The sequence below is a fragment of the Stenotrophomonas rhizophila genome, from assembly GCF_020857975.1.
Lineage (GTDB): Bacteria > Pseudomonadota > Gammaproteobacteria > Xanthomonadales > Xanthomonadaceae > Stenotrophomonas > Stenotrophomonas rhizophila_C.
On record NZ_JACWUO010000007.1, the window covers coordinates 36,449 to 48,972 of the forward strand.

Consider the following 12,524-nt stretch of genomic DNA (forward strand, 5'->3'; position numbering starts at 1 on the left):
CCTAAGCGACCCACCCCGGTCGTGAAGCCACCCTGATGAAATCCAGTCATATCCCCCGATACCGCAAGGGCGGGGGTGTGCGGTATGGTTGGGCGCTGTCGCTGCCCCCGGATACCGCCCCCATGAAGAAGTCCCTGCTGCTCCCGCTGTTCGCCACCGTGCTGGCCCTGGCCGCCTGCGGCAAGCCCAACGCCGATTCGCAGAAGCTGGTGGTGGCCGCCACCGCCGTGCCGCATGCCGAAATCCTGGCCGTGGTCAAGCCGCTGCTGCAGAAGGAAGGCCTGGAGCTGGAGGTGCGCGTGTTCAACGACTACGTGCAGCCCAACGACCAGCTGGTGCAGAAGCAGGTAGACGTCAACTACTTCCAGACCGAGCCCTACCTGGACGCCTACAACCGCGACCGCAAGACCGACCTGGTCAAGGTGATCGGCGTGCATATCGAGCCGTTCGGCGCCTATTCGCGTCGCTTCAAGTCGCTGGACGCGGTGCCGGCGGGCGCCGACGTGGTGATCCCCAACGACCCGAGCAACAACAGCCGCGCGCTGATCCTGCTGCACAAGGCCGGGCTGATCACGCTCAAGGACCCGACCAATGCGCTGGCCACCCAGCGCGACATCACCGCCAACCCGAAGCAGCTGAAGTTCCGCGAGCTGGATTCGGCGATGCTGCCGCGCGTGCTCGACCAGGTCGACCTGGCCCTGATCAACACCAACTACGCGCTCGATGCCGGGCTCAACCCGACCCAGGACGCGCTGGCGATCGAGAGCAAGGATTCGCCGTACGTGAACTTCCTGGTCGCCCGCCCGGACAACCGCGACGATGCGCGCGTGCAGAAGCTGGCCAAGGCGTTGACCAGCCCCGAGGTAAAGGCCTTCATCGCCGAGAAATACAAGGGCGCGGTATTGCCGGCGTTCTGATCGGAACAACGATCCAATCCCGCTGGCGACCATCGGAACCGACGTAGATCCACGCCATGCGTGGAGGCTCTTCGGTCCGATCGTCGTGAAGGCTGGCCGGCCGGTGGCTCCGGTCGGCGTTCAACGTCGTGGGGGCCTGACCGCGGCGTTACGCGGGCAGGCACAGGGGGTCACCCCACGCGGAACCCCATCGTCGCCTGCACCGCCTGCTGCCAGCCGGCGTACAGCGCCTCGCGGCGGTCCACCGCCATCTGCGGGACGAAGCGGCGATCGACCGCCCACTGCTCGGCGATCTCGGCACGGCTGTGCCAGAACCCGGTGGCCAGCCCGGCCAGGTAGGCCGCGCCCAGTGCGGTGGTTTCGGCCGCCTGCGGGCGCAGCACCGGCACGCCGAGGATGTCGCTCTGGAACTGGGCCATGAAGTCGTTGGCGATCGCCCCGCCATCGGCGCGCAGCTCCTTCAGTTCGATCCCGGCATCGGCCTGCATCGCCGCCAGCACGTCGCGGGTCTGGTAGGCCATCGACTCCAGCGCGGCGCGGATGAAATGTTCCTTGCTGGTGCCGCGGGTCAGGCCGAACATCGCCCCGCGTACGTCGCTGCGCCAGTACGGCGCGCCCAGGCCGACGAAGGCCGGCACCAGGTATACGCCGTCGGTGTCGTGCGCGCGTTCGGCATAGGCCTGGCTGTCGCTGGACTTGCCGAACATGCGCAGCCCGTCGCGCAGCCACTGCACCACCGAGCCGGCCACGAAGATCGAGCCCTCCAGCGCGTACTCGACCTGGCCGTCGATGCCCCAGGCGATGGTGGTCAACAGCCCGTTGCGCGACTGCACCGCCTTGGCGCCGGTGTTCATCAGCATGAAACAGCCGGTGCCATAGGTGTTCTTGGCCATGCCCGGGGCGAAGCAGGCCTGGCCGAACAGGGCAGCCTGCTGGTCGCCGGCGATGCCGGCGATCGGGATCTGCTGGTCGAAGAAGAACTGCGCACGGGTGCTGGCGTAGACCTCGCTGGAGCTGCGCACCTGCGGCAGCATCGCGCGCGGGATGTTGAACAGCGCCAGCAGTTCGTCGTCCCACTGCAGGGTGTGGATGTCGAACAACAAGGTGCGCGCGGCATTGCTGAGGTCGGTGACATGCGCCTGGCCGCCGCTGAGGTTCCACACCAGCCAGCTGTCGATGGTGCCGAACAGCAGTTCGCCGCGCTCGGCCCGCGCCTGCGCGCCGTCCACATGGTCCAGGATCCAGCGGATCTTGGTGGCCGAAAAGTACGCGTCGATCAGCAGCCCGGTGCGGCGCCGGATCAGCGGCTCATGGCCCTGCGCCTTGAGCTGTTCGCAGATCGCATGGTTCTGCCGCGACTGCCAGACGATCGCGTTGTGGATCGGCTGGCCGGTGGCCTTGTCCCACACCACGGTGGTTTCGCGCTGGTTGGTGATGCCGATCCCGGCGATGCTGCGCGGGTCAACCTGCTCGCGGTTGAGCAGTTCGGTGATGGTGGTATAGACGCTGGTGAGGATTTCCCGCGGATCGTGCTCGACCCAGCCCGGCTGCGGGAAGATCTGGCCGAACTCGCGCTGGGCGCTGCCGGCCACGCGGCCGGCGCGGTCGAACAGGATCGCGCGCGAACTGGTGGTGCCCTGGTCGATGGCGAGGATGTAGCGATGTTCCATGGCCGTGGTTCCTGGTGTGGGCGCGCCGCGGCACGCCGGACAGAGTAATACGGGTCAGCGCGGGCCGCTGCCGGCAGTCTGCCGCAACGCGCGCTGGCGGTCGGCAGGAACGATGGTCAGGGGGCAGTGCCGGGCAGGGCGCCGGCGCGTGCCTCCAGCCAGCGGGCCAGGTGCTGCTGCTGGGCCGCATCCAGCACCAGGCCCAGCTTGGTGCGCCGCCACAGCAGGTCATCGGCGTGCTGTACCCATTCGCAGGTGCACAGGTAGTCGACCTCGGCCTGGTACAGGTCCGCGCCGAAGTGCTCGCCCAGGGCCGGCAGCGCATCGGCGTCGCCGATGATCCGTTCGGCGCGGCAGCCGTAGCTGCCGGCCCAGCGTGCGGCCAGTGCCGGCGGCAGCCACGGCCAGCGTTCGCCCAGCCAGGCCTGCACCTGCGCCGGGGTGCCGCGGCTGCCGCCGGGCAGTACCGCGCCGGTGCCGGTCCAGGCCGGTGGGCAGGCGGCGCGGCCGTGCAGCAGCAGGTCCACCGCCTGTTCGGCCAGGCGCCGGTAGGTGGTCAGCTTGCCGCCGAAGACATTCAGCAGCGGCGCGCCGTCGCTGTCCAGGTCCAGCAGGTAATCGCGGCTGACCGCACTGGGGTTGGCCTGCGCATCGTCCAGCAGCGGCCGCACCCCGCTGTAGCTCCACAGCACGTCGCTGCGCTGGATATGCTGGTGGAAGCTGCGGTTCACCGCCGCGCACAGGTAGTCCAGCTGCGCCGCGTCGATGCCGGCGTCGGCCGGATCGCCGTGGAAGTCGACGTCGGTGGTACCGACCAGGGTGAACTGGCGCTCGAACGGAATGGCGAACACGATGCGCCGGTCCGGCTGCTGCAGCAGGTAGGCATGGTCGTGGCCGTACAGCGCCGGCAGCACGATATGGCTGCCCTGCACCAGCCGCAGCGGTACGGCGCGGCTGTGGCTGATGTCCTTGCAGAACGCCGCGGCCCAGGGCCCGGTGGCGTTGACCAGGCTGCGTGCGTGGACCACGCGCTGGTGGCCCTGCGCATCGCGTAGTTCGGCGCTCCAGCCCTGTGCATCGCGCCAGGCGCGGGTGCAGGTGGTGCGCGGCCAGATCCGCGCGCCGCGCTCGGCGGCATCCAGCGCATTGAGCACGACCAGCCGGGCATCGGGCACGCGTGCATCGGTATAGATGAAGCCCAGGCCGCCACTGTCGCGCAGCGGCATGCCGAACGGGTGGCCATGCAGGCGCAGCGCCCGCGAACGCGGCAGCGTACCGCGGCCGAGCAGGTCGTACAGCCGCAGGCCCAGCCGGAGCATCCAGGCCGGGCGCAGCTGCGGGCTGTGCGGCAGCACGAAGCCCAGCGGGGTGACCAGGTGCGGGGCGATGCGCAGCAGCGTCGCGCGTTCGGCCAGCGAGCGGTGCACCAGCCCGAACTGGCGCTGTTCCAGGTAGCGCAGCCCGCCATGCACCAGCTTGCTGCTGGCGCTGGAGGTATGCGCGGCCAGGTCGTGCTGTTCGCACAGGGCCACCTGCAGGCCGCGCCCGGCCGCGTCGCGGGCGATGCCCGCGCCATTGATGCCGCCGCCCACGACCAGCAGATCGAGCATGTCCGCACACCCCGTGCCTGCCGATTGGCTGGCCTTGTGCTGAGCCTAGTCCAGCGACGGTGTCGGTGGTATGCCCAGGCCGGGCAATACCGCGCTGCACGGCGCCGAAACGGGACGAAGTACTGGTTTCGCAAGGGGATGGACGGGCGCCGTCGGTGCCGCACGCGCCGGATGCGTCATCGCCGCCCCGTGCTGTGGCGGCCCACAACGCCAACGGGCCCGCAAGGGGCCCGTTGGGTGATGCATGACAGCGTGTGGCCGGTGCTTAGAAGCGCGCGCCGATGCCGAAGCCGACGGTCCACGGATCCAGCTTGGCCTTGTCGCCGGTCTTGTCGCCGTTGACGGTCAGTTCCGGGCGCGAATGCATGTAGCGCGCATCGGCACGGGCGAACCAGGTGCTGTTGATGTTCATGTCCACGCCGACGGTGCCGATGGCGCCCTTGGCGGTTTCCAGGCCGACATGGCCGATGCCGCTGTCCAGCTTCTCGTTGCTGAAGTTGGACTCGTAGTAGCCCACGCCGACGAACGGGCGGAACACGTTGTCGGCCTGGCCGAAGTGGTACTGGCCGCTCAGCGCGATCGGCTGCTGCTCGACGCTGCCCAGGCGGTTGCCGTCGGAGCCGCGCACGCGGTGGTCGAACTTGTCGGCCGCGCCCCACAGTTCCACGGCCCAGTTGTCATTGATGTAGTAGCTGAAGCTCACCGTCGGCGCCGGGCCGCCGTCGACCTTGCCGATGCCGTCGACCGGATCGTTCTTCGGCTGCAGCAGCGAGACGCCGCCGACCACGGCAAAATGCTTGCCCGAGGCGGTATCGGCGCTGGAGGTGTCCTGCGCGAAGGCGGCCGGGGCAAAGGCCAGCGCGGTCAGGGTAGCCAGGGTCAGGGTATGGATGGAACGCATGGGGGATCTCCTCAGTATTTTTGTTCTGTGCCCCTTGCGTCGGGGCGAGGCAAACGTAGTCCCCGCAACATGAATCGCATCCGACGCGCGTTAAAATTTAGTTTGTTCCGTTCAGCGACCAGCAAAAAACCGTTGCGGTTGCACGCGCTGATGGTGGCGGGGACGTTCATGGACTTGTGGGAGATGTGATGGAACAGATGCAATGCAGCGGCTTTCCCGCGCAGGTGGATACGCAATGCCGGGTGCTGGTGCTGGGTTCGATGCCGGGCGTGGCCTCGCTGCAGGCCGCGCAGTACTACGCGCATCCACGCAACCGTTTCTGGCCGTTGATGGCGGCGCTGTGCGGCATCGATGCGACCCAGTCGTACGCGGTGCGGCTGGCGGCACTCCAGGCCGCCGGCGTGGGCCTTTGGGATGTGATCGGGCATTGCCGGCGGCGCGGCAGCCTGGATGCGGCGATCGTGCGTGGCAGCGAAGTGCCCAATGCGGTGCCGGCACTGATCGAGCAGTTGCCGCAGCTGCGTGCGGTGGCCTGCAATGGCGCTACCGCGCACCGCGCCTTCGAGCGCTGGGTGGCCCCGGCGCTGGGCGCGCGTGGCCGCTCGCTGCCGGTGTGGGCGCTGCCCTCGACCAGCCCGGCCAATGCGGCCTGGTCGCTGCCGCGGCTGCAGTTGGCCTGGCAGCCGGTGCAGTTGGCCTGGCAGCCGGTGGCCGCGGCGCTGCAGGACTGAGCCGTCCAGGGCGCGGACAATACGGTACCGACTGGAAAATTCGGCTTGGTACTGACGCAAGCGCGAGCCCGCCAAGGCCGGACGTGCAACAGCCTGTCCCGGGACAGCGGAGGCGAATATTCGCCCAGCCGGTTGGCGCTGACGCCCGCTGCCCCCACAATAGGCGATTCCCTACACCAGATTGCCGGAGTTATCCCCATGGCCGAAATCAAGGAAGCACTTGTCCCCGATATCGGTGACTACAGCGATATCCCGGTAATCGAGGTGCTGGTCGCCGTTGGTGACACCGTCAAGAAGGACCAGGGCCTGGTCACGCTGGAATCGGACAAGGCCACGATGGAAGTGCCGTCCTCGGTGGCCGGCGTGGTCAAGGAGATCAAGGTCAAGATCGGCGACAACCTGTCCGAGGGCAAGGTCGTGGCGCTGATCGAAGTGGCCGAAGGCGAGGCCAAGCCGGCCGCCGCCGCGGCCCCGGCCCCGGCCGCCAAGGTCGAAACCGCCGAGACCGGTGCCAAGGTCGAGCCGGTCGCCACCGCCGCCCAGCCGGACAAGCTGGCCGAGCGCGAGATCGAGCAGGCCGCGGCCAAGCCGTCCCAGCCGGCCCCGGCCGCTGCGGCGCCGTCGGCCGGTGCGCCGAGCAGCCCGCCGGTGCAGTTCAATGCCGACAGCGTGCTGCCGCAGAAGGTGCCGTACGCCTCGCCGGCGGTGCGCGTGTTCGCGCGCGAGCTGGGCGTTGACCTGAACCAGCTCAGCGGGACCGAGAAGGGCGGCCGCATCACCAAGGGCGACGTGCAGAAGTTCGTCAAGTCCGCGCTGACTGGTGGCGGCGCTGCCGGCGGCGGCACCGTCGCCGGGGGCGGCGGCCTGAACCTGCTGGCCTGGCCGAAGGTGGACTTCAGCAAGTTCGGTGAGGTCGAGGTGCAGCCGCTGTCGCGGATCAAGAAGATCTCCGGCGCGAACCTGGCCCGCAACTGGGCGATGATTCCGCACGTCACCCAATTCGAGCAGGCCGACATCACCGAGCTGGAAGCCCTGCGCGTGGCACTGAACAAGGAGAACGAAAAGGCCGGCATCAAGCTGACCATGCTCGCCTTCCTGGTCAAGGCCAGCGCCGCGGCGCTGAAGAAGTTCCCCGAGTTCAACGCCTCGCTGGACGCCAGCGGCGAGAACCTGACCCTGAAGAAGTACTTCAACATCGGCTTCGCCGCCGACACCCCGAATGGGCTGGTGGTGCCGGTGATCCGCGACGTCGACAAGAAGGGCGTGGTGCAGATCGCGCAGGAATCGGGCGAACTGGCCAAGAAGGCGCGCGACGGCAAGCTGGGCCCGGCCGACATGAGCGGTGGCTGCTTCTCGATCAGCTCGCTGGGCGGGATCGGCGGCACCGCGTTCACCCCGATCGTCAATGCACCCGAAGTGGCCATCCTGGGCGTGTCCAAGTCGTCGATCCAGCCGGTCTGGAACGGCAAGGAGTTCGCCCCGAAGCTGCTGCTGCCGCTGTCGCTGAGCTACGACCACCGGGTCATCGACGGTGCGCTGGCCGCCCGCTTCACCACCTACCTGTCGCAGGTGCTGGCCGACATGCGGCGCGTGCTGCTGTGAGGCAATGCCTGGCATTGCAGCCGGGCAGAGCCTATGTGCAGCCGGGCAGAGCCCGGCTCTACGGGCTGCTGATGCTGGCCGTGCTGCCGGTGCCGCAGGCGGTCGCGGCGGAATGCGCGTCCGGCCTGGGACGCGGCTGGCCACCGGCGGTGGGCAACTATGGCCAGGCGGTGGAAACCCTGTTCGAAGGCCGCGCGCAGCCGGCGCTGTCGCTGGTGACCCTGCCCAAGAGAGGGGTGGAAACCGGTGTGGCATTGCTGCCGGGCACCCAGGAACAGGAATGGACGCTGCGCTACAGCCGCGCCGACAAGCGGGTCTACAACTGGAACAACAGCGCCCGCCAGGGCGGTCTTGAACTGCGCGTGGATCAGGAACCGGACCAGTACCAGGTAAGCATTCCGGCCGCGCTGGCGCAGCGCCTGCTGCGCAGTTGGCAGGCCGCGCTGGACGCAGCGGTACCGGCCGACCGCAAGGCGGCGGTGCTGGATGGGGAAGTGGTGTCCTTCCAGGTGGACGGGCGGCGCTTCAGCGGCCCGCGCCCGGAGTGCGGTACCGGCAAGCTGATGATGAAACAGGTGGCGCTGCTGATCGAAGCCAGCGACACCAAGGAAAAGAAGCTCGACCGTCGCTGGCAGGATCTGGACGAGTCGCTCGACGAACTGCAGCAACTGCTCGCCGGCAAGGCCGGCTGAGTACCAGGAGAACAACAATGGCCGCAATTGAAATCAAGGTTCCCGACATCGGCGATTACAGCGGTGTGCCGGTGATCGAACTGCTGGTTGCCGTGGGCGACACGGTGAAGAAGGACCAGGGTCTGGTCACGCTGGAATCGGACAAGGCCACGCTGGAAGTGCCGTCGTCGGCCGCCGGCGTGGTCAAGGAAATCAAGGTCAAGCTCGGCGACAACCTGTCCGAGGGCGACGTGGTGCTGGTGCTGGAAGCCGAAGGTGAGGCCGCGGCCCCGGCTGCGCCGGCCAAGGCCGAAGCGCCGAAGGCCGAAGCCGCGCCGGGCACCAAGCCGCCGGTGACCCCCTCGCACCGCGCCCCGGCCGAACCGGCCGCGCCGCAGGCGGCGCTGTCGTCGGGCAAGCCGGCCGACATCGAATGCAAGATGGTGGTGCTGGGCGCCGGCCCGGGCGGTTACACCGCCGCGTTCCGCTCGGCCGACCTGGGCGTGGACACCGTGCTGGTCGAGCGCTACGCCAGCCTGGGTGGGGTCTGCCTCAACGTGGGCTGCATTCCGTCCAAGGCGCTGCTGCATGCGGCGGCGGTGATCGATGAAGTGGCCCATGCCGGCGATTTCGGCGTGGCGTTCGGCGAGCCGACGATCACCCTGGACAAGCTGCGCGGCTACAAGGAAAAGGTGGTCACCCAGCTGACCAAGGGCCTGGCCGGCATGGCCAAGCAGCGCAAGGTGCGCACGGTGCAGGGCGTGGCCACGTTCGTCTCGGCCAACGAGCTGGAGATCGTCGGCGACGACGGCAAGACCCAGCTGCTGCGCTTTGAGCAGTGCATCATCGCCGCCGGTTCGCAGGCGGTGAAGCTGCCGAACTTCCCGTGGGACGATCCGCGCGTGATGGATTCCACCGATGCGCTGGAGCTGGCCGATATCCCCGGTTCGCTGCTGGTGGTCGGTGGCGGCATCATCGGCCTGGAAATGGCGACGGTGTATGCGGCGCTGGGCAGCAAGGTCACCGTGGTCGAGTTCATGGACCAGCTGATGCCGGGTGCCGACAAGGACCTGGTCAAGCCGCTGGCCGACCGCCTGAAGAAGCAGGGCGTGGAGGTGCACCTGAAGACCAAGGCGTCCGGCGTGAGCGCGGACAAGAAGGGCATCACGGTGACCTTCGAGGCTGCCGCCGAAGGCGAGAAGCCGGGCCTGGAGCAGGGCACCTTCGACCGCGTGCTGGTGGCCGTCGGGCGTTCGCCGAACGGCAACAAGATCGGCGCCGAGAAGGCCGGCGTGGGCGTCACCGAGCGCGGCTTCATCCCGGTGGACCGGCAGATGCGCACCAACGTGCCGCACATCTTCGCCATCGGCGACATCGTCGGTAACCCGATGCTGGCCCACAAGGCTACCCACGAAGGCAAGCTGGCCGCCGAAGTGGCCTCGGGCGAGAAGAAGGAGTGGGTGGCGCGGGTGATCCCGTCGGTGGCCTATACCAACCCGGAAATCGCCTGGGTGGGCGTGACCGAGACCGAAGCCAAGGCGCAGGGCCTGAAGGTCGGTGTGGCCAAGTTCCCGTGGGCGGCCAGCGGCCGCGCGATCGGCATCGGCCGGACCGAGGGTTTCACCAAGCTGATCTTCGACGAGGACACCCATCGCATCATCGGTGGCGCGATCGTGGGCGTGCACGCCGGCGACCTGCTGGCCGAGATCGGCCTGGCGATCGAGATGGGTGCTGAAGCCGAGGACATCGGCCACACCATCCACGCGCACCCGACCCTGAGCGAATCGGTGGCGATGGCCGCGGAAATCTACGACGGCACGATCACCGATCTGTACATGCCCAAGAAGCGGTAGGTCGCCGCCGTTGGCGGTGACACCGATGCAACGAAACGCCCCGGCATTGCCGGGGCGTTTCGTTTGGGGCGAAAGCCGGGGTTTTGTGGTCGTTCGCTTAAGGCGGCAGAAGATCAACGGCGGACAGCATTGCCTGCGCCGGGGTGGGCTGGCCCGGGTGGGTTGGCGGGACACGCCGTGAACCCCGCTCCGCGGCCCGGCCCAGCCGCCGGCGGCTGTGCGTTCAGTCGCATGCGAGGCAGTGCCTCGCATGCAATGCGCCTTCACCCATGGGGGCTTGGCGAAAACATCCATGTTTTCGACAGTCCCGCCAACCCACCCGGGCCAGCCCTTCACACATGGCTGGCACGCACGGGAAAGCGTAGGTCCGAGCCACGCTCGGACAAGGTGATGCCGGAAAGAAGCATGTCCGAGCACGGGTCGGACCTACCTGCGATGGGGTTGTAAGGCCGACCATTGGCTGGACGCCGTTGCCGTTGCTCGTGATCTTGATCCACCTCCCCCTTGGAGCGAGCCGAGCATCGCAGCGGCATCGGGGGCGAAGAGGCGCGGGTGTCTGAGCGCAGCGAGTTCCGCGCCGTCCCCCGATGACGCGAGAAGCGCAGGGAACCGGCGGGCGTAGCCCGCCGGATCGCGGACGGGGCGTGCTTTCTTTGGGTTACGTTTCTTTGCACGAGCAAAGAAAGGTAACTCGCGCCCTGAAGGGGCACGAAAGCTGTTGACGTTGAATATCTCCGCGAAGCGGAAACAACAGCATCCGGCCAACGGCCAGCACTACAGGACACATTTCCCATAAACCCAACCCCAGCCCAAACAAAAACGCGACAACAGGTCACCCTGTTGCCGCGCTCGGAGAGAAAGGTTGCGCAGGCTTAGAACGAAACGCTGACGCCTGCCACCGGGCCGCTGAATTCCTGCTTCAGACCGATCGTGCCGTCGCGGCCCTTCTGGTCCACGTCCAGCTTGAAATAGTCGTAACCGGCGAAGATGCCGAACTTGTCGGTCAGGCTGTACTCCACGATCGCATTGGCGCGGGTCAGGTCGCCCTCGTAGTCGTCGAAGTTGCCCCAGCTGGTGTTGAGGTACTGGCCCTGCAGGTTGATCATCCAGCGGTCGGCGGGCCTGAAGGTCATGCGCGCGCCCACCACCGGTGCCACGCCGTCGGCCTTCTCGTCGAGGAACTCGCCCTGGTACAGGTCGCCCACATCGGCATAGGCCTTGGTGCTGACCTTGGCGTATTCGGCACCGAGCTGCAGGCCCAGGTCGAACTTGTCGCCATCCACCACCGAATAGTCATACACCAGGCTGGCCACCTGGTACTTCAGCTCGCCCTTGACGAAGCTGCCGGCCGGCACGGTCACGCCATCGAAGCTGACCCCTTCACCGAGCGTCTCGCGGCGCTTCTTGTCGTACTTGAAGTAATCGAAGATCAGGCGCTGGCGGTCGCTGATGCGGAACATGCCGTCCACACGCGGTTCCCATTCCTTGCCGCCCAGGTCGAAGTCTTCGGAGAAGCCGATATCCTGGCCGCCGACGTTGGTCTGGCCGCGGATGGTGTTGTCCGAATCGATGTTCATCGCCCCCAGGCGCAGGGTGAAGCGGTCATCGCCCTCGGCGGCACTGGCGGTGCTGGCGTGGGTCAGGGCGGCCATGGCCAGTGGCAGGGCGAGCAGGGAAAGCGTCAGGCGCATCGTGGTGTGTCCTTGCAGGGATTCGATTGGGAATCACTGTGCACCAGCGCTGCGTCCACCATTCGTGAACGTATGGTGGACGCACTGTGTACCGTTCATGCGGCCGTGGCTACCGGCTGTCCGCCGACAGGGCTGCTGAATGCGCCGGTCACCGCCGGCGGGCCTGGACACCGGGCCCGGCAAAAGCGGGTGGCCCCGAACCGCCGGGGCCACCCGGTACCGGCCTGCAACCGGGCGCCGACGAGGAGTGAAGTGCAGGCCGATGGGTGGGACCGCCGCCTGCGACCAAAGTTCAATATGCTGCGCTGCCGCATGCGCAACGCCTGCCACGACGGGATTGGCCCGCCGGTGGAACGCGCGCGCTGCGGCGATGCAGCAACGTGCGCACATCCGGGATGAACAGGGACCGGTTGTCTCGCAAATTGTCCCGTTGCTATACTTTGGCGGCTCGACGAGGCGTTTGCTTGCGGCCTCGGCCTTTTCTTCTTACGACCATGCAGGACATACGTGTGCTGAACTCCGTTGATTCGGGTCGGCGACTGATGCTGCGCGCAGCGGTTTATCCGCTCGCCGCAGTGGCTGTCCTGGCTCTGGCCCTGATGCTGCTGGCCGGGCCGACGTACGCCCTGGGGGCGCTGGCCTCGGGCGTGGCGGTATCCGCCGGTGGCTGGGTGGCCGCGCGCATGGCGCTGGGCGGCGGGGTACAGGCGGCAGGGTCGGCAATGACCCGCCTGATCCTGGCGGTGGTGGCAAAGTGGGTGCTCGTTTTCGGCGTCCTGATGGTGGGGTTCCTGGTCTTCAAGCTGCCTGCATTGGCGCTGCTGGCCGGTATCGCCGTCGGATTGATGTTCCAGGTCCTGGCTCTGGCCAGGCGCTGA

At 67.7% G+C, this 12,524-nt stretch carries 10 protein-coding genes; 6 read left to right on the top strand and 4 right to left on the bottom strand.

Annotation, left to right across the window (positions count from 1 at the left end):
* The first annotated feature begins 122 nt into the window (after positions 1–122).
* Positions 123–917, top strand: coding sequence for a MetQ/NlpA family ABC transporter substrate-binding protein (locus tag IC535_RS08710; protein ID WP_228885286.1), 795 nt, complete (start codon positions 123–125; stop codon positions 915–917).
* A gap of 170 nt (positions 918–1,087) precedes the next feature.
* Here IC535_RS08710 and glpK read toward each other — a convergent pair whose 3' ends face one another.
* The 3 genes from glpK to IC535_RS08725 all read right to left on the bottom strand — a co-directional run bounded on the left by glpK (position 1,088) and on the right by IC535_RS08725 (position 5,098).
* Positions 1,088–2,587 (bottom strand): glycerol kinase GlpK, encoded by a 1,500-nt coding sequence (gene glpK / locus IC535_RS08715; RefSeq protein WP_228885287.1) that lies wholly within the window; start codon positions 2,585–2,587, stop codon positions 1,088–1,090.
* 116 nt (positions 2,588–2,703) lie between these two features.
* Complete coding sequence (gene glpD, locus IC535_RS08720; protein WP_228885288.1) at positions 2,704–4,197, bottom strand: glycerol-3-phosphate dehydrogenase; 1,494 nt, start codon at positions 4,195–4,197, stop codon at positions 2,704–2,706.
* Positions 4,198–4,462: 265 nt separating this feature from the next.
* The gene (locus tag IC535_RS08725; protein WP_228885289.1) at positions 4,463–5,098 is read right to left on the bottom strand and encodes an OmpW/AlkL family protein; all 636 of its coding nucleotides are present in this window, start codon (positions 5,096–5,098) and stop codon (positions 4,463–4,465) included.
* A gap of 188 nt (positions 5,099–5,286) precedes the next feature.
* On the opposite strand from IC535_RS08725, the gene IC535_RS08730 reads away from it, so the two are divergent.
* The 4 genes from IC535_RS08730 (at position 5,287) to lpdA (ending at position 9,955) form a co-directional block, all read left to right on the top strand.
* Positions 5,287–5,829, top strand: a complete 543-nt coding sequence (locus tag IC535_RS08730; protein ID WP_228885290.1) for a DNA-deoxyinosine glycosylase — start codon at positions 5,287–5,289, stop codon at positions 5,827–5,829.
* 198 nt (positions 5,830–6,027) lie between these two features.
* Positions 6,028–7,431, top strand: coding sequence for a dihydrolipoyllysine-residue acetyltransferase (gene aceF / locus IC535_RS08735; RefSeq protein ID WP_228885291.1), 1,404 nt, complete (start codon positions 6,028–6,030; stop codon positions 7,429–7,431).
* A 71-nt stretch (positions 7,432–7,502) separates the two neighbouring features.
* Positions 7,503–8,123: a hypothetical protein gene (locus tag IC535_RS08740; RefSeq protein ID WP_228885452.1), complete on the top strand. Its 621-nt coding sequence runs from the start codon at positions 7,503–7,505 to the stop codon at positions 8,121–8,123.
* Between the two features lie 17 nt (positions 8,124–8,140).
* Positions 8,141–9,955 (top strand): dihydrolipoyl dehydrogenase, encoded by a 1,815-nt coding sequence (gene lpdA, locus IC535_RS08745; protein ID WP_228885292.1) that lies wholly within the window; start codon positions 8,141–8,143, stop codon positions 9,953–9,955.
* Between the two features lie 872 nt (positions 9,956–10,827).
* On the opposite strand, the gene IC535_RS08750 is transcribed toward lpdA, so the two are convergent.
* Positions 10,828–11,646 carry a hypothetical protein gene (locus IC535_RS08750; RefSeq protein WP_228885293.1) on the bottom strand — a complete coding sequence of 273 codons (819 nt, stop codon included), beginning with the start codon at positions 11,644–11,646 and terminating at the stop codon, positions 10,828–10,830.
* A gap of 509 nt (positions 11,647–12,155) precedes the next feature.
* Between IC535_RS08750 and IC535_RS08755 the strand changes: the two genes are divergently transcribed.
* Complete coding sequence (locus IC535_RS08755; protein ID WP_228885294.1) at positions 12,156–12,524, top strand: hypothetical protein; 369 nt, start codon at positions 12,156–12,158, stop codon at positions 12,522–12,524.